Below are 21,907 nucleotides of genomic sequence, written 5' to 3' on the forward strand. Positions count from 1 at the left end.
CAACAACGCGCAGGCATTAAAGCACAAACCTCAAAGCACCGGCGGCGGCAACGCTCCCAGTACCTGTTCGATCGCGACGCCGATGGCCAGTAGCCGCCTGTCCGAGCCGAGCGGTCCATCCAGTTCGATACCGACGGGCAGGCCGCTCGCGCTCATCCCCGCCGGCAGCGACAGCCCAGGAATGCCGGACGTGCTGGCCGGATCGGTATTGCGCAGGAACGCTTCCATCGTATCGATCGGCGGGCCGCCGTCGATCGTGACCGTCGACGAACCGTGCAGATCGTCGATCGGGACCGCGACGAGCCGCGTCGTCGGAAACAGCAACGCATCGAGTGCGGCATTCGCGAAGGTCGCGGCCATGTAGCTTTGCAGCCGCGGTCGCCAGTAGTTGAGCGCCGCCGTGTAGTGCGGGCCGAGCACGTCGGCGAGCACGTCGTCGTAGATCGCGCGCACGTCCGGGCTCGCGATGCGCACGGCCAGCCCGGCGACGGTTTGCACCGGTGCCTGATTCGCGACCAGCCACGCGAGCACGTCGTCGCGCGCTTCGTGAATGGCGACCGGACCGCCGACCATGCCGTTCAGATGCTCCAACTCATTCATCGCGACCGGCACGAACGTGACACCCGCGGCTTCGAGCTTTTGTAACGCGGCGCGCGCGACGTCCTCGACCTGCAGTTCGAGCGCGTCCCACAGCGGCGCGGGCAGGCCGATGCGCAAGCGATCGAGCGCAACCGTGGGCAGCGCACCGTCGCCGGTGATCACGCGGTCGAGCAGCGCCAGATCGGCGACGCTGCGCGCCATCGGCCCAACCGTGTCGCGCGTATGGCTGATCGGCACGACCGCGTCGGGGTCGTGATAGCGCCGCTCGGCGCCGCCATTGCCGACCGATGGACGTAAGCCCGCAGTGCCGGTCAGCGCGGCCGGGATGCGGGTCGAGCCGCCGGTGTCGGTGCCGAGCCCAGCGGGCACGATGCGCGCGGCGATCGCCACGGCGGTTCCGCCCGACGAGCCACCGGGCATCAGCGACGGATCGTACGGGTTGCGCACCGGCCCCGCATGCGCGGAGAGGTTCGTGCTCGTGATGCCGAACGCGAGTTCGTGCATGTTGGCCTTGCCGAGCACGATCGCGCCCGCATCGACGAGGCGTTGCACCGATGGCGCGTTGGTCTTCGGCACGAAGCCCGCGAGTGCGGGCGTGCCGGCAGAGGTCGGCAGGCCTGCGGTGTTGATGTTGTCCTTGACGACGATGGGCAAACCGGCGAGCGGCAGGCGGGCCCGCTCGGCCGGCGGCAATGCGTCGATGCGCTGCGCGGCGGTGAGCGCGCCGTGGAAGTCGAGCGTGGTGAGTGCGTTCAGGTGCGTGAGCGCGGCGGCGCGCGCGAGCAGGGTGGCGACGTAGTCGGCGGCTTTGAGGCGGCCGGACTGCAGCGCCTCGACCGCTTGTGTCGCGCTTAGCGCGAGTTGTGCGTCGACGGTCCATGTCATGGCCGGCGTCTCCATATGGATGGCTGCGTCGCGGGCGGCGCGCTGCGAATGCAAGTATGCGGCTTGCCTTTACGCGAGTTCGCGACGCGGGCAGCGCGAAATCCGGGGAGAGGGGGCGCGAGTTTCGGCGGTATCCGTCGATATGGCGGGCAACTCACGCGTGCGAACCGCGAACGCAAGGGTTCACCTATTCTTGCACATCCGCGTGCAAGCCGATGCCGGGCGATGGACAGCGCGCACTGTGCTTGCCGTCATCGGCACCGATGCGCGCTACGATCTGCTTACTGGTGATTGTCGATCCACATACGCCCCCAGTCAGACGCATAAGCGAGGGCATGCTCTTCATCGAAGAAGTAATCGAGCGCGTCGAACGAATAAGCCTTGCGCGTGTTTTCGTCGCGCTGCTCGATCGTCAGATTGGCGGCGAATAATCCGTTCGGGAGCAGTTGCGTTGCCGCTTCGACCTCGTAGCCCTTGTAGCGGATGTGTGAGTTCATGATCCTGACTTGTCAGTGTGTCCGCGATTCTTGTGCGGAATACCAATGCGTGCGGCGCGGCCCTGTCGATGCCGAAGGTCAATGAAGCGGCGGGCAGGGTCAAGCGTAGGGCGCGCTGCGCAGCGGGTGAACCAATCTTTCGTCGGAAGCAAATCAGCGCGAGGCAGGAGTGGTAATCAAAAGCCCGGATTGGATCAAAGTCGCTGTGTTCGGTCACAGTATTCGCGTGGGGGTGCGGTGTCTGTTATGTGGCGCACGGTCGCTCCACGCAAAGCGTGGCGCCGCGCGCGATTGCGGCGGCGTCACGGTGTGGCGGGCAGCGCTTCAGACGGCGTGCAGAACGCGCGCGGAGCGGCTGTCCGCGGCGATGGTGCTGGTGTTTGGTGCGGATGCGAGGCTCGCGCTCGAATCGCTCGACGCACCCGGCACGCAATGCGCCTGCAGAGCATTGAAGGCAAGCGCGAACTGCGCGGCCTGCCGGCCGACGGTCGCGAGTTGCTCGACCACCTTCGGATTGGAGCAGCTGTTGGCGCTATCAAAGCGCGTCTCCAGCGTGTTGATGCCCGCACCGAACGGCGTCGGCCAGCCACGCAGCGCGTGCGCGATCGAGCGCAGCGACGTCAGCACGGAGCCAGCCGCCTGCCAGCCGTACGCGGTGACGATGCAGCCCACCGCGCGGCCATCCAGATACGGGCGCTCGTCGGCGCGCAATTCCTCGAGCGTATCGAGCGCGTTCTTCACGAGTCCGGACACGCCGCCGTGATAGCCCGGCGTGGCGATGATCACCGCGTCCGCACGACGCACGGCCTCGATCAGTTCCAGCTGTTCGTCGGTGCGGGCGGGCTGTTCCGGCGCGTAGTGCAGCAGGCTATGCAGAAAGGTGCCGCCGAACAGGCGGGTGTGGGCGCCCGCGGCTTCGGCGCCGCGCAACGCAAAGGCGAGCGCGCGCTCGGTCGACGAGGCCGCGCGCGTCGTGCCGCCGATACCGACGACGAGCGGCGGGCGGGAATGATGAGATCTGCTCAACGAAATGCTCCCTCGATTGCGGTTCACGGTGCGCTTGACAGTACGGTTCATGCGGAACGCATGCGGAGCCGGCAAGGCACGCGCACGGCCGTGAACGGAGCGGCCGGGACGAACCGGACTTTGAAGCGTCATCTTAATGAGCGGCCGCCGCGCCGCTAAGCGACTTTTTGTTCTAACGATATAACCATGCCGCCGCAAGCCGCCGAGCCGCGCGGCTGTGCCCGTATGCGCGCGTGCGCATCGAGGCCGCTTCACGATGACGCCGTTTTTTGCATGCTACGATGCCCGCATGGATTCCCTGCGAGATCGAGCCTGGCATGGCAACCCTGTATGACACGCTCGGCGTGCCCGCGCACGCCACCGACGACGAAATCAAGCGGGCTTACCGGAAAGCCGCCATGAAATGGCATCCGGACCGCAACCACGGCGCCGAGGACGTCGCGCGCGCCGCGTTTCAGGAAATCAAGGACGCGTACGCGATCCTGTCCGATGCCGGGCAGCGCGAAGTCTACGACACGGTTTATGCCGAACAGATGCGCGAGTGGGAAGCCGAGCACATGCGCCGGCAACGCACGCAAGCGGAGCGCGAGGCGGTGGCGCGCGCAGCTGACGAAGCCGCGTATGCGGCGATGGTGTCGATCGCGATCCGCTTCGCCGATCAGGGTCACAATCGCGACGTGCTGTTCGGCGTGCTGCTCGGGCGGCAATGCGAAGCCCAGCGCGCCGCGCAGATTGCCGACAGCGTCGCGGCGTTGCAGGCGGCGCGACGCGACGAGGCACACGCCGCGCAAAAAGCGCAGCGCGCCAGCAGGACTGGGAAGCGAGCGCAAACGGCAGAGGCTGGAGCGGACGAACGCGAACCGCAGGAACCCGCGCAAGAAACCGGCGCGGCGCCGACGGCTTCAAAGCGAACCGCTGGTCAAACCGAAGCACAAGCCACCCCGCACGACACCCCGCACTCCAACCGCGCGAACCACGCGAGGCGTGACGAATCCGCTAGCGACGTGCATCCGGCCAGCACGCTCGGCAATCTTTGGTTCCAGTTCCTCAATGGCCTGAAGTTCTGACGTATCGCCGCGCAAGTTGCGCGATGAGCCCGCAAGTGACCGGCAGGCGAGAGACGTCGACCGGATTGCTCGGGACTCCGGCCTTTAGCGTTGCCCTTGCGACGTCGTTCGAGGTCACGCCCGCCGCGCCCATGCCTGCCACCGGCGGCATTTGGTGAGACGAATATTGACGGGGTACTGAAAATGGGGGCCGGACACTGGTACACTGCACGTCGTTCGCTAAGTTGTGCTCTGTGCCCGAGAATCGAGATACCTGGTGCGAATCCCGTGGCGCAAATAAAAAAGAAGCCATAGTGTCACGGGGGCGCAAGACTGGAGCGGCACAATTCCGCCCAGAGGCCAATAAAAGAACAACGGTACGGGGTAAGCGTGTCCAGAAAATATAAGGTGTTGTTTCTCTGCCGCGATAATTCGATCCGCAGCATCATTGCAGAAGCTTTACTGCGCGAACTGGCCGGACACCGGTTCGACGCGTTCAGCGCGGGCCCTGAACCAGCCGCGCGCATTCATCCACTTGCGGTCGCGCAATTGCGGCCGGGCATTTCGGCGCGCGCGGTGCTGAGTCCGAAAAGCTGGCTCGAATTCACCGGTGAATGGGCGCCGCGCATGGATGTCGTGATCGCGCTCGACGCATTCGTCGGCGGACTGCATGCACCGGTATTTCCCGGCGCGCCGGCGTTTGTGGATTGGACTATTGCCGATCCGCTCGCGGGCGGTCACGTGTCCGCTGACGAGCAGGCCCGTCTATTCGACAAGACGTTCTGGCGGATCGTGCGTCAGGTCAGCGCGTTTATCGAGCTGCCGCAATATGCGCAGCCTGCCGCGAATCATGCAAATAGCACCGATGCGGCGAATGCCATCAATTCTGGGAATACCGTGAATGCCGTGGATGTGGCAAGCGGTTGCGCCAAACCGGTGCGTGGCACGGCGGTTCATTTCGAAGCCGCGGCCATTACACCCGTGTCTTCGAGCGCGGCGGCTTGCACCTAGCGGCTATTCTGCCGCCCGAGCCGCGTGCCGGCGAACGGGTCATTCGACCAGTCGACCTGTTTTTTCGGTTGGGGAGCGGGCGCCGGTTTTTCGGACAATTCGAAATGCTCGATGCTCTGGCCGGCGCTAATAGCCTGCTTGAGCCATTGCGGCATTTCGCCATTGCCGTCCCAACTGTCTCCGGTTGCATTGCGATAGCGTTCAGCCTTTTTCGCCAATGACTCGGTCGCCAGCGCGGCAGCAAGGTCTTCTGGTCTGATACCAAACTCGTCCATACGATGGCGGAGATACGCAATCATGCTATCTCGCTTCCTTTCGTCCATAGGATATTCGTCCTTCTTAAACGTGCAGCGTACTGTCAAAGATAGATTGCGGGAATAACGCCGTGAAGCGTCGAGCCCGACTGGATGGGGCCGCCCCGCGATGGGTTGTCGATTGAAGGGAATGCCATGTGCCGGGTTAAAAAACGTTGCTCCCTGAATTGCAATACGGCCTATGACAAACATGGCCGCCGGAACAACCGACCCTCAAACTGAGAGTCTCGATCAGCAAATATTTCAGCATGTCGCAACGCGGCAAACGAGGCCGGTAAGCCTGACGTTCGCGAGGAAAAACTCTGTGTCTCGATGCAATGATTGCGAGTGGGTGGAGCTACTCCACGCTGTCCGTCTTTCACCGGACTTTCGTCGACGTGCGGGTGCCGCCTTTTGCGCGTTATAGCAGCATCATAACGCAATGCGGGCGCAAAGCACGCGTCGTACACATTGATTTTCTCAGAGAATGCGGTTTATCGAACGCTGTGGACAATTGACCACATTGGTGCAAGCCACGGGATTGAATTCCGGGAGGCGCGAGCTATAAAAGAAAGACGAAAAACTACGCAATGCAGACTTACAGCCAGCTTGTGTGGGCCGATTCCGCCGACGTGTGGGAACGCGTCGTGGATCGCTCGCAGGCGCGGCAATTCAACAGACGCTTAGTTCGATGACCCGTCGCAGCAGTAGCGCATTGGCATCGACCCGTTCCTCGGCCCCTTTGGGCAGGTTGGCTTTTCGCGGATCAATTCTTTGTGGAGGACGAACACTGCTGCGCCGGGTTCGAGGAGTCCGGAAATGAGAGTACGTTTATTGATGATTGCCGCAATCGCCGTTCTGTTTCTCGTGCCGAGCACGGCCAGTGCGGCGGAATTGAGCGGTCAGGCGGACCCCGGTGCATCGGGGCGCGCGATGATGCAACACGATGCGAACGAATCGGCGCAGGCGACGACCGACATGTCGTTCGGTCAGAACTGGGATTCGCAGCAGGGCGTGCGCAACGCGTCGTATGGCGGCGTCCCGGCGGGCGAGTCGCAAGCGGGAGGCCGGCGCAGCCAGTCCTGCTCGTTTGATACGGAGTGCAAGACTTATTTCGGTCAATGACCTGTTCGCGAGCGACAGCGGGGCGCCTCGAATCGCGCGCGCTGAGTACAACGCGGGTTCCCTGAGAGACGATCAGGTGCAGCGCTTTGCCGCCGCCACTTTTCAGGCGCTCGCCCGCAAACGCCCGCAATTTCACGCGAAAGCCGATTCCCACTGCGTTTGATTGCTGCGCTCGCCGAGGCGCGCGACGATATCGTCGACGCCGCGCGCCGTAGCGCCGTGTTCCGCTGCTTCGTAGTAGCCGCGGAATTCATCGAGTAGAGCGCGCCATGACGCATGCCAGCGGGTTTCCCTCAGGCAGACGCCGGAGGAATCGGCAATACGCAAGACGCCGTTGTCCGGATAGAAAGTCAGCGTGACGAGGCGGCCGTCGATGACGCAGGCGGCGGTGCAGGGGCGGGTCGTGACCATGTGAGGTGTCCTTTCGATAAACCAATGTGGTGCGTTAAACGCTGACGCGAATTTGAGCAAACGCTGTGCCTACGGTTGCACACGCTGTGCGCACCTGCTCTGGCGTCCTTTCACTTCGCTTTAACGGCAAATTTCGCTCGATCAATGAAGCGGTATCACCAGTATTCCAATGAATGACGACAATTTTTTGTACTTGTCGATGCCGTGACGCGCAATAGCTTCAGTATCAACCAGTAAGGGTTTCTGCTGACTCGCGGCTCACGCGTAGCATGCCGCGAACGATGACGCCTAGCCTGCTTCCCATTCGATGCGCGATCTTTTCGCGCCATATGAATCGCCAACTCACCACCAGAATTTGACGCAATCAAGACCGATTAATCGGGAACAGCGGCGCGTTGCGCCTGCCTTGCCATTCCTTTACGCGTTTGCTAGGGTCTGTTTACATATGGAACGCGCGCGCAAAGCCGCGCGGCTGCTCTTGCGGGCTCATCCGAAACAACTCCGCATGGCAATTTCATCGCATCGAGAAGCACGCGCTTTTCGCAATCAGGCCTTGTTGACAAATCGACGCATTGGAAACGAACCGTCTTTGGTTTCAAGAGCGGCTCGCGGTTTGATAGCAGCGGTTATAAGTCCCGTTTCTTTTATTCGATGCGTTCGCACTTGCGGCCGCGGCGTGTAGTGCGCGATTTGCGACAAATGCATTGACCGTAACGACGACGCAATCAAAAGGAGCATTTCATGGCTCGCAAGACAACGGGTACAGGGCACGCGCGAGTGAAGGCGATCACGGTGGCGCTGGCGATTTCTGTCGCCGCGGCGGGCCCGGCCATCGCGCAGGACAACGCGTCGGCGCCCGCGCCGGAACAGGAGGCAATCGGCGCGGCGGCGCTGCTGCACGTCCAGGCGCGCGTCGTCGCGATCGATCCCGCGACGAACAGCGTGACGCTGCGCGGCCCGCAAGGCGGCGAGGAAACCTTCGACGTGAATCCGCAAGCCGCCGACTTAAGCAAGCTGCATATCGGCGACATCGTGACGATTGCGTACAAGAAAGCGATGCTGGTCGGCGTCGACAAACTCGCACCGAACGGTATTCGCCAGCGCCTCGATACCGAGGTCACACAGCCGGCGGCCAATGGCGTCGTGGCGTCGGCGCGGCGCGTCGAAATCGTGGCGACAGTGCGCAAGATCGATCGCAAGCATCGCACTGTCACGTTGCGCGGGCCGTCACGCACGGAAACGCTCGACGTGTCGCCGGACATTCCGCTCGAGAAACTGAAGGTCGGCGATTCGGTGCGCGCGGTGTTCGTGTCGGCCATCGCGGCGAAGGTGTCGCGCGATGGCGCGGACGTCAAGTAACGGCGCTTAGTTAAGAAGGCGTAAATAAACTACGCTTCAAACGTATCGAGGCACGCGACGGCGAGCGGCAACCGGGGGTTCGATGTCGCGCTGGCCATTGCGGCTCAGGTTTCACTATGGTCATCGCGTTGCGCGCGAAGGAGCAGGGAATGGAACAGAGCGAACCGGAATCCACTGCCGAATCGGAGCGCAAAAGGCTGATCCGCAGCAAGATCCATGTCGGCCTCGCGGCGGTGGGCACCTTGTCGTCAGTCTTCGGAATCGGCATAGCGATCATCGGCGGTATCAACTTCGACCAGACCAAGGTGCTGGTCGGCGTCGGCATCATCGCCGTGTCGACCATTCTTTATGTTTCGATGCTTTTCGTCGCGGCGGGTGACTAAGGTCTGTTTGCATATCGAACGCACTAGCCGCCGATCCACTTTTGCTATCGCCCCCTCCAATAGTCGAATTGTTGGCGGATCGCACCGCCCGTATATTGACCGCAACGATATACAACAACTCGATGGCACGCCGCTCGGCGGCCCACAGGAGCACAGCAATGAATCGGATCGATCTGGAGGGGCGCACGGTCGTCATCACCGGTGGCGCGCGCGGCATCGGCTACGCGGTCGCGCAGCGGGCGCTGCAGTCTGGCGCGTCGGTCGCGTTGTGGGACGTCGATGGCGAACGCCTCGCGCGTAGCCAGCGCGAGCTGGGCGAACTCGGCAAGGTCAGCGCCGTCACGGTCGAGCTGACCGACGAAGCCGCGGTCGAGCAGGCCACCGCGCAAACGGTCGCCGAGCACGGCTCGATCGACGTGCTGATCAACTCCGCGGGCATCACCGGTGGCATCGGTACGACGTGGGAGCTCGCGCCCGACGTGTGGCGCCGCGTGATCGACGTGAACCTGATCGGCCCGTATCTGACCTGCCGCGCCGTCGTGCCGCAGATGCTGAAGCAGGGCTATGGGCGCATCGTCAATATCGCGTCGGTGGCGGGCAAGGAGGGCAATCCGAATGCTTCGCACTACAGCGCATCGAAAGCGGGGTTGATCGGTTTAACCAAGTCGCTCGGCAAGGAACTCGCGACCAGAAACATCCTCGTCAATGCGGTCACGCCGGCCGCCGCAAAAACCGAGATATTCAATTCGATGTCGCAGCAGCACATCGACTACATGCTGTCGAAGATTCCGATGAACCGATTCCTGCTGCCGGAAGAAGCGGCGTCGCTGATCCTGTGGCTGTCTTCTGAGGACTGCGCGTTCAGCACCGCCTCGGTGTTCGACCTGTCCGGCGGCCGCGCCACCTACTGAGCGCGCCGCTCACGAATTCCACGCCTGTTGCACGCGTATTGAACACGCGTCGAGCCCGCGTTGTCGAGCCGCTTCGACGCCTCTCTCACGGAGCCCTTTCATGGCCATGCCTACCATCCGGCACGTGCGTGCCTTCATCGTTCGCGGCGGCGGCGCGGACTATCACGATCAGGCCGGCGGACACTGGATCGATGATCACATCGCAACGCCGATGGCGCGTTATCCCGAGTATCGCCAGAGCCGCCAGTCGTTCGGCATCAACGTGCTCGGCACGCTGGTCGTCGAGATCGAGGCGAGCGACGGCACGGTGGGCTTCGCGGTGACGACCGGCGGCGAGATCGGCGCGTTCATCGTCGAGAAGCATCTCGCGCGTTTTCTCGAAGGGCAGCTCGTGACCGACATCGAGAAGATGTGGGATCAGATGTACTTTGCGACGCTGTACTACGGGCGCAAGGGCATCGTGCTCAATACGATTTCCGGCGTCGATCTGGCGCTGTGGGATCTGCTCGCGAAGGTTCGCAAGGAGCCCGTTTATCAACTTTTGGGCGGGCCCGTGCGCGACGAGCTGGTGTTCTACGCGACCGGCGCGCGCCCCGATCTCGCGAAGGAGATGGGCTTCATCGGCGGCAAGCTGCCGTTGCAGCATGGTCCCGCGGAAGGAGAAGAGGGCCTCAAACAGAACCTCGACAAGCTCGCCGACATGCGTGCGCGCGTCGGCGACGACTTCTGGCTGATGTACGACTGCTGGATGAGCCTCGACCTGCGCTACGCGACGCGGCTCGCGCAAGGCGCGCACGAATACGGCCTCAAATGGCTCGAAGAATGCCTCCCGCCTGACGATTACTGGGGTTACGCCGAACTGCGCCGTAACGTGCCGCGCGGCATGATGGTGTCGACCGGCGAGCACGAGGCGACGCGCTGGGGCTTCCGGATGCTGCTTGAAATGGAGTGCTGCGATCTGATCCAGCCCGACGTCGGCTGGTGCGGCGGCATCACCGAGCTGATCAAGATTTCCGCGCTCGCCGATGCGCATAACGTGATGGTGGTGCCGCATGGATCGTCGGTGTACAGCTATCACTTCGTCGTCACGCGTCATAACTCGCCGTTCTCCGAGTTCCTGATGATGGCGCCGAAGGCCGACGAAGTGGTGCCGATGTTCAACCCGCTGCTGCTCGACGAACCGGTGCCGGTCAACGGTCGCATGAAGGTGCCGGACACGCCGGGCTTCGGTGTGCGGCTCAATCCGCAATGCGCGCTGGTGCGGCCTTATCAGCATTGAACGAGGAGAGTAACGTGCTGCTCAAGGACAAGGTCGTGATCGTTACTGGCGGTTCGCGCGGCATTGGACGCGCGATCGCGGTGGCCTGCGCCCGCGAAGGCGCGGACGTGGCGATCAACTACTGGGGTGAGAACGACGCATCGTATGGCCGTCGTTCCGCGGTCGCGGAAGTGGTCGGCGAAATCGAGGCGTTGGGGCGCCACGTGATAGCGGTGGAGGGCAACGTCGCGGCGCGTGACACGGGCCAGCAGCTGGTGCGCCGCACGGTCGACGCGTTCGGCAAGCTCGACGTGCTCGCGAGCAATGCCGGCATCTGCCCGTTCCACGCGTTTCTCGACATGCCGCCCGAGGTGCTCGAATCGACGGTTGCGGTCAATCTGAACGGCGCGTTCTACGTGACGCAGGCCGCTGCGCAGCAGATGAAAAAGCAGGGCACCGGTGGCGCGATCGTCGCGACGAGTTCGATCAGCGCATTGGTGGGCGGCGGCATGCAGACGCATTACACGCCGACCAAGGCCGGCGTGCATTCGCTGATGCAGTCGTGCGCGATTGCGTTGGGGCCGTTCGGCATCCGCTGCAACTCGGTGATGCCGGGCACGATCGCCACCGACCTCAATGCCGAGGATCTCGCCGATGAAGCGAAGAAGGCCTACTTCGAGAAGCGCATTCCGCTCGGCCGCCTGGGGCATCCCGACGACGTCGCCGATTGCGTGGTGTTTCTTGCGTCGGACCGCGCGCGCTATGTGACGGGCGCCGCGCTGCTCGTCGACGGCGGCCTGTTCGTCAATCTGCAATAAGCGGCGCGCGATGCTGGCGTCAATTGACCGTGGCGGGCGTAGTCAGCGTGCTGGGCGCGTCGAGCGGATTGTCGCGCGCGAGGTTGCGCGAGAAGCCGCGCAGCAGTTCGATGAAGCGCAGCGCCGGCTCGGCGAGGGGCTCCTCCTTGCGCGTCAGAATGCCGAAGCCCGCGAGGCTCTTACCGATTTCGAGCGGCAGCGCGACGAGCAGTCCGCCGCGTACATGATCACGCACCACCGACTCCGGCAGCATCGCAACGGCATCGTAATTCTCGAGCAATTGCAGCGTCGCGAAGATGGACGCGCACTCGGTCAGATTGACCGGCGTGGCGAGCCCCGCGCGCGCAAGTTCTTCCTCGAACAGCACGCGCGCCGGACTCGTGACCGGCTGCGCAACCCACGGCCACACGACGAGTTCGCGCAACGTGATGCGCGCGCGCCGCGCGAGCGGATGCACGGCGCGCACGACGAGCAGCAGCGTTTCGCGCGCGAGCGGCTCGAAGCTGAAGTCATTGTGCTGCAAGGGATTGGTCAGACGCCCCAAGGCGAGGTCGACCTCGCGGCGATGCAGCAATTGCACGACCTGGTCGCTCGTTTCCCCGAGGATGCGTACGTTGAGCAGCGGGCTTTCGGTCTTCAGCGCGGCGACCGACATCGCCAGCAGATCGGGCGCGGCGCCCATGATCGCGCCGACGGTCAACTGTCCGTGACCGCCACGTCGTTTGACGTCGAGGTCTTCGGCGAAGCGCGTGAGTTCGGCAAGGGCGCGGCGCGCGTAAGCGAGCGTGACGACTCCGAGTGGCGTCGGCGTCATGCCGCGCGCGTTGCGCTCGAACAGCAGGAAGCCGAATGCTTCCTCGATGTCGCCCAGCATGCGGCTCGCGCTCGGTTGCGCGACGTTGACGGCCTCGGCGGCCTGGTGCAGGTTGCGGGTGTCGTCGAGCGCGACGAGCAGGGCGAGATGCTTGAACTTGAGACGGTTGACGAGTGCGACGGCGGCTGAATGTTGGCTCATGGTGCCAGTGTGGGTGCCCGTGCGATTCGGTTTGTGGATCGCCCAATCCCAACAACGGATTGAGAGGCTATCGATGCAGGAATTATAGTCGTTCGAAGGAGCGACAGGAGGCAGGCCGCAATGGAGACAATCGCTTTCCGGATGGTGCTCAACCCCGGCATGCGCGAAGAATACGAACGGCGTCACGCGCAGATCTGGCCCGAGCTCGTGGACGCGTTGTACGACGCCGGCGTGCGCGACTACCGGATTTTCTTCGACCCCGACACGAATCATCTTTTCGCGGTGCTCGCACGCACGAGCGATCACACGATGGACCAGTTGCCGCAACTCGACGTGATGCGCAAATGGTGGGATTACATGGCCGACATCATGCAGACCGCGCCGGATCATACGCCGCTGTCGCGAACGCTCGAACCCGTCTTTCATCTCAGTCATTGAGTAGCGCTGAACACAGCTGAACCCCGCAACGACGCACGAACCTCGAAACGCTTTTCACCCGACGAAGGTGCCGCATGCAGGTTGTCGATTCGCATATCCATCTGTGGGATCTGAAGACGCATCGCTATCCGTGGCTGGAGAACCCGGGCGTGTCGTTCGTCGGCGATGCGCGCGATCTGAAGCACGACTATCTGCTCGACGATCTGCTCGGTGAAGCGGGCGACATCGACGTACTGAAGATCGTGCACGTCGAGGCGAATCACGATCCGGCCGATCCTGTCGAGGAAACGCGCTGGCTGCAGTCGATCGCGGATCGCGAGGTGTCGCGCGGCATGCCGAACGCGATCGTCGCGGCGGTCGATCTTTCCGCGCAGAACGCGCCCGCGTTGCTCGAAGCGCATGCTTCGTTCGCGAATACGCGCGGCATCCGGCAGATTCTCAACGTGCACGACAACAGGCTGTTCGATTACGTCGGCCGTCATTTCATGCACGAGCCGCAGTGGCGTGAGCATTTCGCGCTGCTGCGTCGTTACGGCCTGTCGTTCGATCTGCAACTGTATCCGTCGCAGATGGAAGAGGCGGCCGCGCTGGCACGCGCGCATGCGGACACGCTTCTGCTTGTCAATCACGCGGGCATGTTCGTCGATCGCAATAGCGTGGCGGGTTATCGCGCTTGGCGCGATGGCATGCGCGCGCTGGCGGCGTGTCCGAACATCGTGGTCAAGATCAGTGGGCTTGCCATGTTCGATCATCACTGGAGCGTCGAAAGCCTGCGGCCCTATGTGCTGGAAACGATCGATACGTTCGGCGTCGAACGCGCGATGTTCGCGTCGAACTTTCCGGTCGACCGGCTGTTCGGCTCGTACACGGATTTGTGGCACGCGTATGCGGCGATCGTCGCGGATGCGAGCGAAGTTGAGAAAGATGCGCTGTTTCGGCGCAACGCAGAACGGTACTACCGTATTTGATGCGTCGCGCGCACGGACAAAAATCGTACAAGCAGACGCTTAGGAGACAACGCAGTGCAGCCATCCCCATCCGCGGTGCCGCGACTCGAATTGCGGCACGCGAGCAAATCCTTCGGCCGGGTGCGCGCGCTGTCCGACGGCGACCTCGTGCTGTGGCCCGGCGAGGTGCATGCGCTGCTCGGCGAGAACGGCGCGGGCAAATCGACGCTCGTCAAAATCCTCGCTGGCGTGCATCAGCCCGACGCCGGCGAACTGCTGGTGAACGGCGAGCCGCGCCGCTTCGCGACGCCCGCCGAAGCACGCGACGCCGGGCTCGCGGTGATCTATCAGGAACCGACGCTGTTCTTCGATCTGTCGATCGCGGAGAACATCTTCATGGGCAGGCAGCCGGTCGACCGCTTCGGCCGCATCCAGTACGACGCGATGCATCGCGAGGTGGACGGGTTGCTCGCGTCGCTCGGCGTCGAGCTGCGCGCGGATCGACTGGTGCGCGGTCTGTCGATCGCGGACCAGCAGGTGATCGAAATCGCGAAGGCGTTGTCGCTGAACGCGAGCGTGCTGATCATGGATGAGCCGACCGCCGCATTGTCGCTGCCCGAAGTCGAGCGGCTCTTCGCGATCGTGCGCAAGCTGCGCGAACGCAACGTCGCCATCCTGTTCATCACGCACCGGCTCGACGAAGTGTTCGCGCTGACGCAGCGCGTGACGATCATGCGCGACGGCGCGAAAGTTTTCGACGCACTGACCGCCGATCTGAGCACCGACGGGATCGTCGCGAAGATGGTTGGCCGCGATCTGGAAACGTTCTATCCGAAGGCCGATTGCACGCCCGGCGACGTGCGTCTGTCGGTGCGTGGCCTGACGCGCATCGGCGTATTCAAGGACGTCTCGTTCGACGTGCGCGCGGGCGAGATCGTCGCGCTCGCGGGCCTCGTTGGGGCGGGACGCAGCGAGGTCGCGCGCGCGATCTTCGGTATCGATCCGCTCGACGCGGGCGAGGTCTGGCTCGCCGGCAAGCGGCTCGACACCGGCAAGCCCGCGGCCGCGGTGCGCGCGGGGCTCGCGCTCGTGCCGGAGGATCGTCGGCAGCAAGGGCTCGCGCTGGAACTGAGCATCGCGCGCAATGCGTCGATGACGGTGCTCGGCCGGCTCGTGCGGCATGGTCTCATTTCGACGCGCAGCGAAACGCAGCTCGCGAACCGGTGGGGCACGCGCCTGCGCGTGAAGGCGGGCGATCCTAACGCGCCGGTCGGCACACTGTCGGGCGGCAACCAGCAGAAGGTCGTGCTCGGCAAATGGCTCGCGACGGACCCGAAAGTGCTGATCATCGACGAACCGACGCGCGGCATCGACGTCGGCGCGAAAGCCGAGGTGTATGGCGCGCTGGCCGAACTCGTGCGCGACGGCATGGCCGTGCTGATGATTTCGAGCGAGCTGCCCGAGGTGCTCGGCATGGCCGATCGCGTGCTCGTGATGCACGAAGGCCGCATCAGCGCGGAGATCGCGCGCGCCGACGCGAACGAGGAGCGCATCATGGGCGCCGCGCTCGGCCAGGGTCTTTCACCCTTCGGACGTGCAGCATGATGCGCCATTCGACCCATCCGGCGCCGGTACAGCAGTCGCTGCCGAAACGTTCCGCCGCTGCGCCGGGCGGTCTCGTCGCGAGCATCGCGAAGAGCCGCGAAACTACCTTGTTCGTCGTACTGATCCTGCTGATCGCAGGGACCGGGATCGCGAAGCCGCAGTTCCTGAATCTGCAGAATCTGCGCGACGTGCTGCTGAACGTGTCGATCATCGGTCTGCTGACGGCCGGCATGACCGTGGTGATCGTGATGCGGCATATCGATCTGTCGGTCGGCTCGACGGTGGGTATCAGCGCGTACGCGGTGGGGAGCCTGTACGTTGTGTTCCCGCATATGCCGGTGCTCGTCGCCCTCGCCGCGGGGCTCGCGTTCGGGCTCGTCGCGGGCGGCATCAATGCGCTGCTGGTCGCGGTGGGGCGCGTGCCTTCGCTCGTGGCGACGCTCTCGACGCTGTACATCTTTCGCGGCGCCGATTACGCGTGGGTGCACGGCGGCCAGATCAACGCGACCAGTCTGCCCGACGCGTATTCGCGGCTCGCGACCGGCACGCTGCTCGGCATCCCGACGCTCGCGCTGATCGCGCTCGTCGTGCTGGCCGGTCTGTCCGTGTATCTGAAGCAGTTTCGCGGCGGTCGCGAGCACTACGCGATCGGCTCGAATCCGGAGGCCGCGCGGCTCGCGGGCGTGAACGTCGAGCGTCGCGTGATGTCGGGCTTTCTGCTGTCCGGGGCGATCGCGGGCTTTGCCGGCGCGTTGTGGCTCGCGCGCTTTGGCACCGTCGATGCAAGCACCGCGAAGGGCATCGAATTGCAGGTCGTCGCGGCGGCGGTGGTCGGCAGCGTCGCGATCACGGGCGGCGTCGGCACGATTCTCGGCGCGACGCTCGGCGCGCTCGTGCTCGGCGTGATCAGCATCGCGCTCGTCGTGCTGCATGTGTCGCCGTTCTGGGAGCAGGCGATCCAGGGGGCGCTGATCGTCGCCGCGATCGCCGCCGATACCTTGCTGGCCCGCTCTGTCGCCAAACGCATGATGAGGAAACGCGATCATGGCTAAACCCGATTCCGCGCTGCTCACGCGCAAACGTGAAACGCCGCTGCAATGGGAAGTGTTGCTCGTGATCGTGCTGATCGTGTCGCTCGTGTTGGGGCGCTGGTTGTCGCCGGTGTTTCTGACCGGTGCGAACCTGAGCAACGTGCTCGCCGATCTGACCGAAATCGCGTTGATGGCGTTGCCGATGACGCTGATCATCGTCGCCGCCGAGATCGATCTGTCGGTCGCGTCGGTGCTGGGTGCATCGAGCGCGTTGATGGGCGTGCTGTGGCACATGGGCTTGCCGATGCCGGTCGTGATCGTGCTGGTTCTGATCGCAGGTGCGCTGGCCGGGCTGTTGAACGGGCTCGTGATCGTCAAGCTGAATCTGCCGTCGCTCGCGGTCACGATCGGTACGCTCGCGCTGTTTCGCGGTCTCGCGTATGTGCTGCTCGGCGATCAGGCGGTCGCGGATTTTCCGGTCGAGTACACGGCGTTCGGCATGAACACGCTTGCCGCGACGTTCATTCCGTGGCCGTTCATGATCGTGATCGTCGCCGCCGTGCTGTTCACCGTGCTGCTGCAAGCCACCGCGTTCGGCCGCAGTCTCTATGCGATCGGCGCGAATCCGACCGCCGCCGCCTTCTCCGGCATCGAGGTCGCGAAGATCCGCTTGCGCCTGTTCGTGCTGTCGGGCCTCGTCAGCGCGCTCGCGGGCATCGTCTATACGCTGCGTTTCACGAGTGCGCGCGGCGATAACGGCGAAGGCTTCGAGCTATCGGTGATCGCGGCGGTGCTGTTCGGCGGCGTCAGCATTTTCGGCGGACGCGGCTCGATGATCGGCGTGCTGTTGTCGCTGCTGATCATCGGCGTGCTGAAGAACGCGTTGACGCTCGATGACGTATCGAGCGAAACGCTGACCATCGTGACCGGCGTGCTGCTGCTCGCGTCGGTGCTGATTCCGAACCTCGTCGCGCGCTGGCGGGCGGCGCGCGACCGGCGTTTCATCGCGAAGTCCGCGGCCGCGTCTGCTTCATCCTCATCCTCATCCTAGTCCACAACAACGCTGGAGACACTTCATGTTCAAACCTCTACGTCACACCGGCATGGCCGCCCTATGCGCCGCGCTGCTCGCGATCAGTTGCGGCGGCGCGTTCGCCGCGGACCTGAAAAGCGGGCTGAAAATCGCGTTCGTGCCGAAGCAGATCAACAACCCGTATGAAGTGATCGCCGACGACGGCGGCCTCGCCGCAATCAAGGAGTTCGGCGGCGTGGGCAAGGCGGTGGGACCATCGGATGCCGGCGCGTCCTCGCAGGTGTCGTACATCAATACGCTGATCACGCAGCACCAGGACGCGATCGTGATTGCCGCGAACGATGCGAACGCGCTCGTGCCGTATCTGAAGAAAGCGATGGGCCAGGGCATCAAGGTGGTCACGTTCGACTCCGATACCGCGCCCGAAGGCCGTCAGCTATTCGTCAATCAGGCGAACGCGGAGGGCATCGGCCGGGGCCAGGTGCAACTGGTTTCGAAGCTGATGGGCGGCGAGGGCGAGTTCGCGATCCTGTCGGCGACGCCGAACGCGACGAACCAGAACACCTGGATCAAGTGGATGCAGGAAGAGCTGAAGAAGCCGGAGTACGCGAAGGTCAAGCTCGTCAAGATCGCGTACGGCAACGATGACGATCAGAAGTCCTTCGTCGAAACACAGGGTTTGCTGCAGGCGTATCCGAACCTGAAGGCCATCGTTGCACCGACGACGGTCGGCATCGCGGCGGCGGCGCGCTATATCTCGTCATCGTCGAGCAAGGGCAAGGTGGTGGTGACGGGTCTCGGCACGCCGAACCAGATGCGCGCGTTCGTGAAGAACGGCACCGTGCAGGCGTTCCAGTTGTGGGATCCGAACCAGCTCGGCTATCTGGCCGCGTACGCGGCGGCGTCGCTCGCGTCGGGCAAGATTACGGGTAAGGAAGGTGAAACGTTCGACGCCGGCAAGCTCGGCAAGCGCACGATCGGCGCGCAAGGCGAAATCATTCTCGGACCGCCGACGACGTTCGATGCGAGCAATATCGACAAGTACAACTTCTGAGCATTGTCTTGAGCTTTCGCGTGCGGTCCGCTTTAACGGCGGATCGCAAAACGCCGAGCATAGGCGGCGGATGGCGAGCCGCTTCCCCACACCTCGCCATCGATCAATTCCCGCGTCACGTCCTCGCCCGGTACCGCCACGTTCACGCGTGCGGCGGCCTCGCGATATAGCTGCGTCTGGTTGATGCGCGCGGCGATCGCTTCGTAATCGTTGCGTGCATCGATCATCCCCCAGCGCTCGAACTGCGTGAGGAACCACGCGCCTTCGAATGGATGCGGATAGTTGACCGCGCCGTCGTCGAAGAAACGCATCGGCAGGCGGCGTGCGTTCGCCGGGTCGATGCGGTCGCCCAACCGCGCCGCGATCAGCGTCTCTTCGATACCGATGTATTCGGGCCGCGCGAGCCAGCGCGCGATCTCGTCGCGATGCCCGGCACCGTCGAGCCAGCGGCACGCTTCGAGCACGGTCTGCACGAGCGCGCGCGTCGTGTGCGGATGCGCGTCGACGAAATCGCGGCGGCAGGCGAGCACTTTCTCGGGATGCTCGGGCCATACCTCGCTCGAATACGCGATCGTTCTGCCGACGCCGTGTGCTTCGGCCATCGCATTCCACGGCTCGCCGACGCATAGACCATCGAGCCGGTCGTCGGCGAGCGCGGCGACCATCTGCGGCGGCGGGATCGCGACGCTGTCGATGTCGCGCAACGGATCGACGCCTTGCGCCGCGAGCCAGTAGTACAGCCACATGGCATGGGTGCCCGTCGGGAAGGTCTGCGCGAACACCGGCTTGCGGCCGAGCGCCGCGAGCGCGTCGGCTAAGGTGCCGTGTTTCTGGAGCAAATCGGCGAGACGATTCGACAGCGTGATCGCCTGGCCGTTGCGGTTCAGCACCATCAGCACGGCCATGTCGGTGCGCGGGCCGGCGAGGCCGAGCTGCACGCCATATACGAGGCCGTAAAGCGTGTGCGCGGCGTCGAGATCGCCCGATAGCAGCTTGTCGCGCACGGCCGCCCACGACGGCTGGCGGCACAGTTCGAGCGTGAGTCCGTGCGCGTGGCCGAACTCGAGCAGCTTCGCGGCGATGAGCGGCGCCGCGTCGGACAACGCGACGAAGCCGAGCCGCAGATGGGTCTTTTCAGGCGGCTCCGCAAAGGCCGCCGCGGTGACGGAAGTGGCTGGATTCATGAGCGCATCACTTGAGCGAGCCGGCCGACGCGACGACCTCGCGCGCGACCTCGGCGAGTTTGACGCCCTGGTTCATCGCGCGTTTGCGCAGACTTGCGTAGGCGGCCGGTTCGGAGAGTTTCTGCTGATCCATCAGCAGGCGTTTCGCGCGATCGATCAGCTTGCGCTCGGCCAGTTCGTTCTCGGCCTGCGCGAGCCGCTCGCGCAATTGCGACTCCTGCGCGAAACGCGCGAGCGCGACTTCGAGGATCGGCGCGAGCCGTTCGGTCGCGAGACCTTCGACCAGATACGCGGTGACGCCCGCGTTCACCGCCTCGCGGATCAGTTGCTGGTTCGCGTCATGGCTGAACATCAGCACGGGGCGCGGCGCGGTCGCGTGCATCACGGCGAGCTGTTCGAGCGTATCGCGTGACGGCGACTCCGTATCGATGATGATGACGTCGGGCCGCTCGTCCTGCACCGCGCGATGCAGCGCCTGCGGCGTCGCGGTGCCGGCGAGCATTTCGCAGCCGAGGCAGGCGAGCGCATCGCGCAGATCGCCGATGGGTTTGTCTGTGTCGGTGACAAGGAGAACACGCAGCATGGAGTCGGTGGGAGGGACAACTGACTACCGATTAAGCAATAAATGTGCCAGTTGCCGTGCTGCGGGACTTGCCGGGGAGGGCATGTGGGTTGGCGCCCGCGAATGGGGCGGGCCGCTAGGGAATTTCGTGGGCGCTGTCTGCGAATCGCCCGGGAGCGGGGCGACGCGGCCACGCCAGTCGCGTTGCACCGGCGCGGGGCATGCGAGACCTCGCACGCCCGATGCACCGAAGCGGCGCATCTTACCGCCGCCGCGCCCCCTGCGACGCCGGCCGTGGCCCACCGCCACCGCTCGAGCGCTCGTCCTTGTGACGGAAATTGATCCGCCCCTTGGTCAGGTCGTAGACCGACAATTCGAGCGTCACGCGATCGCCCGCGAGAATACGGATGTGGTTCTTGCGCATGCGTCCGGACGCATAAGCGCCGACCACGACGCCGTTGTCCAGCGTCACGCGGTAGCGGCTGTCCGGAAGTACTTCGTCGACGATACCGTCAAGTTCAAGCAGTTCTTCTTTCGCCATGCATCACTCCTGGTCGATGGGATAAAGGGGAAGCCGGCCGCGCGCATTGCAAGCGGCGCGACTGCGGATTCATTGGAAAAGCAGCGGCGCCCGAAAGCACGCTGCGCGACGTGAGTGACGCGCCGATGACGCCGCTCAAAGATCGGCGACCGACTGGCCACTCACCTGGCCGTCGATCAAGCGTTCCGCATGCGCCATGCACGCGATGCGCGCCTTGCCCATGCCGTCGAACGGAAACAGATACTGCAGGCGGAACACCCGGCCGTCGGCCGCGGGATTGGCGCCGACGCGGCAGATGCGCACCGACGCGTCGTAGCCGGCGCCCGGATCGCGGCCCGCCGGAGCGCCCGCCGGGCGGCGCGGATAAACGAGCGGGTGAATTTCGTAACCCTTGTAGGTCTTGACTGCTGAATTCATGAACAACGTGTCCTGTATTGCGTGGTCCGCGAGGCGCACTGGTGGCGCTGCTTCCGGCAGCGCCTCTCTGACGCGTCGCGACGCGAACCGGCGGCGCAGCACCGATGGGCGCGCCGCGATAAAAATGGTTTGCACAGGCCTGCTAGACCCGGCGGACTCAATGACAATGGCTCGAGCGGTCGCGCGAATTCGACCGGAAAAACGCTGAAGCGACGCTAATTGACGCGCCGGACGCATGATGCTGAACCGCTCGGTGTACTTCTCGCGACGGCGAATGCAGGTGGCGCATTGCCGGAATGACGGGATCGCCGACGAGCGGCGGTCGAACAGTCGGGGGTGGTGCGGAGATGCCGGTTTGAGACTGCCTGGTGCTGCCAGTGCTATATGGGTGCGTGGTGCAACTATTCCAATATGATGCCTGAAAAGGGGGTGATTGGATAGTGAAAACTTCGGCGCG

Annotated in this window: 24 protein-coding genes; 14 read left to right on the top strand and 10 right to left on the bottom strand. The window is 64.1% G+C overall.

Going from position 1 to position 21,907, the window contains the following annotated elements; translation table 11 throughout:
• Nucleotides 1-30: 30 nt before the first annotated feature.
• From iaaH to L0U81_RS19975, 3 genes are all read right to left on the bottom strand, one after another.
• Complete coding sequence (gene iaaH / locus L0U81_RS19965) at nucleotides 31-1,485, bottom strand: indoleacetamide hydrolase (RefSeq protein ID WP_233805243.1); 1,455 nt, start codon at nucleotides 1,483-1,485, stop codon at nucleotides 31-33.
• A gap of 281 nt (nucleotides 1,486-1,766) precedes the next feature.
• Entirely contained in the window at nucleotides 1,767-1,982 is a 216-nt protein-coding gene (locus tag L0U81_RS19970) for a hypothetical protein (protein ID WP_008917353.1), read from the bottom strand.
• A gap of 324 nt (nucleotides 1,983-2,306) precedes the next feature.
• A complete protein-coding gene (locus tag L0U81_RS19975; protein ID WP_442793438.1) occupies nucleotides 2,307-3,140 on the bottom strand; it encodes an NADPH-dependent FMN reductase in 834 nt (277 codons plus the stop codon).
• Between the two features lie 185 nt (nucleotides 3,141-3,325).
• On the opposite strand from L0U81_RS19975, the gene L0U81_RS19980 reads away from it, so the two are divergent.
• Nucleotides 3,326-4,075, top strand: a complete 750-nt coding sequence (locus L0U81_RS19980; RefSeq protein WP_233805245.1) for a J domain-containing protein — start codon at nucleotides 3,326-3,328, stop codon at nucleotides 4,073-4,075.
• 369 nt (nucleotides 4,076-4,444) lie between these two features.
• Nucleotides 4,445-5,065 (top strand): arsenate reductase/protein-tyrosine-phosphatase family protein, encoded by a 621-nt coding sequence (locus L0U81_RS19985; protein ID WP_233805246.1) that lies wholly within the window; start codon nucleotides 4,445-4,447, stop codon nucleotides 5,063-5,065.
• Here L0U81_RS19985 and L0U81_RS19990 read toward each other — a convergent pair.
• Entirely contained in the window at nucleotides 5,062-5,388 is a 327-nt protein-coding gene (locus L0U81_RS19990; RefSeq protein WP_233805247.1) for an H-NS family nucleoid-associated regulatory protein, read from the bottom strand. The two genes, L0U81_RS19985 and L0U81_RS19990, sit on opposite strands and share 4 nt — an antisense overlap.
• A gap of 789 nt (nucleotides 5,389-6,177) precedes the next feature.
• Here L0U81_RS19990 and L0U81_RS19995 point away from each other — a divergent pair.
• Nucleotides 6,178-6,483, top strand: coding sequence for a hypothetical protein (locus L0U81_RS19995; RefSeq protein ID WP_233805248.1), 306 nt, complete (start codon nucleotides 6,178-6,180; stop codon nucleotides 6,481-6,483).
• Nucleotides 6,484-6,615: 132 nt separating this feature from the next.
• Here L0U81_RS19995 and L0U81_RS20000 read toward each other — a convergent pair whose 3' ends face one another.
• Nucleotides 6,616-6,894, bottom strand: a complete 279-nt coding sequence (locus L0U81_RS20000) for a hypothetical protein (protein WP_233805249.1) — start codon at nucleotides 6,892-6,894, stop codon at nucleotides 6,616-6,618.
• Between the two features lie 741 nt (nucleotides 6,895-7,635).
• Between L0U81_RS20000 and L0U81_RS20005 the strand changes: the two genes are divergently transcribed.
• The 5 genes from L0U81_RS20005 (at nucleotide 7,636) to L0U81_RS20025 (ending at nucleotide 11,623) form a co-directional block, all read left to right on the top strand.
• Nucleotides 7,636-8,253, top strand: a complete 618-nt coding sequence (locus tag L0U81_RS20005; RefSeq protein WP_233805250.1) for a copper-binding protein — start codon at nucleotides 7,636-7,638, stop codon at nucleotides 8,251-8,253.
• Between the two features lie 149 nt (nucleotides 8,254-8,402).
• Nucleotides 8,403-8,636 carry a hypothetical protein gene (locus L0U81_RS20010; RefSeq protein ID WP_233807862.1) on the top strand — a complete coding sequence of 78 codons (234 nt, stop codon included), beginning with the start codon at nucleotides 8,403-8,405 and terminating at the stop codon, nucleotides 8,634-8,636.
• Nucleotides 8,637-8,794: 158 nt separating this feature from the next.
• Nucleotides 8,795-9,547 (top strand): SDR family NAD(P)-dependent oxidoreductase, encoded by a 753-nt coding sequence (locus tag L0U81_RS20015; protein WP_233805251.1) that lies wholly within the window; start codon nucleotides 8,795-8,797, stop codon nucleotides 9,545-9,547.
• Between the two features lie 100 nt (nucleotides 9,548-9,647).
• Nucleotides 9,648-10,826: an L-rhamnonate dehydratase gene (gene rhmD, locus L0U81_RS20020; protein ID WP_233805252.1), complete on the top strand. Its 1,179-nt coding sequence runs from the start codon at nucleotides 9,648-9,650 to the stop codon at nucleotides 10,824-10,826.
• A gap of 14 nt (nucleotides 10,827-10,840) precedes the next feature.
• A complete protein-coding gene (locus L0U81_RS20025; protein ID WP_233805253.1) occupies nucleotides 10,841-11,623 on the top strand; it encodes an SDR family NAD(P)-dependent oxidoreductase in 783 nt (260 codons plus the stop codon).
• A 19-nt stretch (nucleotides 11,624-11,642) separates the two neighbouring features.
• Here L0U81_RS20025 and L0U81_RS20030 read toward each other — a convergent pair whose 3' ends face one another.
• A complete protein-coding gene (locus L0U81_RS20030; protein ID WP_233805254.1) occupies nucleotides 11,643-12,638 on the bottom strand; it encodes a LysR family transcriptional regulator in 996 nt (331 codons plus the stop codon).
• Between the two features lie 120 nt (nucleotides 12,639-12,758).
• Here L0U81_RS20030 and rhaM point away from each other — a divergent pair, with 120 nt between their 5' ends.
• The 6 genes from rhaM to rhaS all read left to right on the top strand — a co-directional run bounded on the left by rhaM (nucleotide 12,759) and on the right by rhaS (nucleotide 18,746).
• Nucleotides 12,759-13,076: an L-rhamnose mutarotase gene (gene rhaM, locus L0U81_RS20035; RefSeq protein ID WP_233805255.1), complete on the top strand. Its 318-nt coding sequence runs from the start codon at nucleotides 12,759-12,761 to the stop codon at nucleotides 13,074-13,076.
• A 74-nt stretch (nucleotides 13,077-13,150) separates the two neighbouring features.
• Nucleotides 13,151-14,044, top strand: a complete 894-nt coding sequence (locus tag L0U81_RS20040; RefSeq protein WP_233805256.1) for an amidohydrolase family protein — start codon at nucleotides 13,151-13,153, stop codon at nucleotides 14,042-14,044.
• 54 nt (nucleotides 14,045-14,098) lie between these two features.
• Nucleotides 14,099-15,628 (top strand): sugar ABC transporter ATP-binding protein, encoded by a 1,530-nt coding sequence (locus L0U81_RS20045; protein WP_233805257.1) that lies wholly within the window; start codon nucleotides 14,099-14,101, stop codon nucleotides 15,626-15,628.
• Nucleotides 15,625-16,680, top strand: coding sequence for an ABC transporter permease (locus tag L0U81_RS20050; protein ID WP_233805258.1), 1,056 nt, complete (start codon nucleotides 15,625-15,627; stop codon nucleotides 16,678-16,680). The genes L0U81_RS20045 and L0U81_RS20050 overlap by 4 nt, the downstream gene beginning before the upstream one ends.
• Nucleotides 16,673-17,710, top strand: coding sequence for an ABC transporter permease (locus L0U81_RS20055; RefSeq protein ID WP_233805259.1), 1,038 nt, complete (start codon nucleotides 16,673-16,675; stop codon nucleotides 17,708-17,710). The genes L0U81_RS20050 and L0U81_RS20055 overlap by 8 nt, the downstream gene beginning before the upstream one ends.
• Nucleotides 17,711-17,735: 25 nt before the next feature.
• Nucleotides 17,736-18,746, top strand: coding sequence for a rhamnose ABC transporter substrate-binding protein (gene rhaS / locus L0U81_RS20060; RefSeq protein ID WP_233805260.1), 1,011 nt, complete (start codon nucleotides 17,736-17,738; stop codon nucleotides 18,744-18,746).
• Between the two features lie 32 nt (nucleotides 18,747-18,778).
• On the opposite strand, the gene L0U81_RS20065 is transcribed toward rhaS, so the two are convergent.
• The 4 genes from L0U81_RS20065 to L0U81_RS20080 all read right to left on the bottom strand — a co-directional run bounded on the left by L0U81_RS20065 (nucleotide 18,779) and on the right by L0U81_RS20080 (nucleotide 21,450).
• Nucleotides 18,779-19,930 carry a CmpA/NrtA family ABC transporter substrate-binding protein gene (locus L0U81_RS20065; protein ID WP_233805261.1) on the bottom strand — a complete coding sequence of 384 codons (1,152 nt, stop codon included), beginning with the start codon at nucleotides 19,928-19,930 and terminating at the stop codon, nucleotides 18,779-18,781.
• Nucleotides 19,931-19,937: 7 nt separating this feature from the next.
• Nucleotides 19,938-20,513: an ANTAR domain-containing response regulator gene (locus L0U81_RS20070; protein WP_233805262.1), complete on the bottom strand. Its 576-nt coding sequence runs from the start codon at nucleotides 20,511-20,513 to the stop codon at nucleotides 19,938-19,940.
• A gap of 241 nt (nucleotides 20,514-20,754) precedes the next feature.
• Complete coding sequence (infA, locus tag L0U81_RS20075; RefSeq protein WP_233805263.1) at nucleotides 20,755-21,033, bottom strand: translation initiation factor IF-1; 279 nt, start codon at nucleotides 21,031-21,033, stop codon at nucleotides 20,755-20,757.
• Nucleotides 21,034-21,168: 135 nt separating this feature from the next.
• Entirely contained in the window at nucleotides 21,169-21,450 is a 282-nt protein-coding gene (locus L0U81_RS20080) for a hypothetical protein (RefSeq protein WP_233805264.1), read from the bottom strand.
• Between the last annotated feature and the right edge of the window lie 457 nt (nucleotides 21,451-21,907).

The organism is Paraburkholderia sp. HP33-1 (assembly GCF_021390595.1).
In the GTDB taxonomy this organism is placed as follows: domain Bacteria; phylum Pseudomonadota; class Gammaproteobacteria; order Burkholderiales; family Burkholderiaceae; genus Paraburkholderia.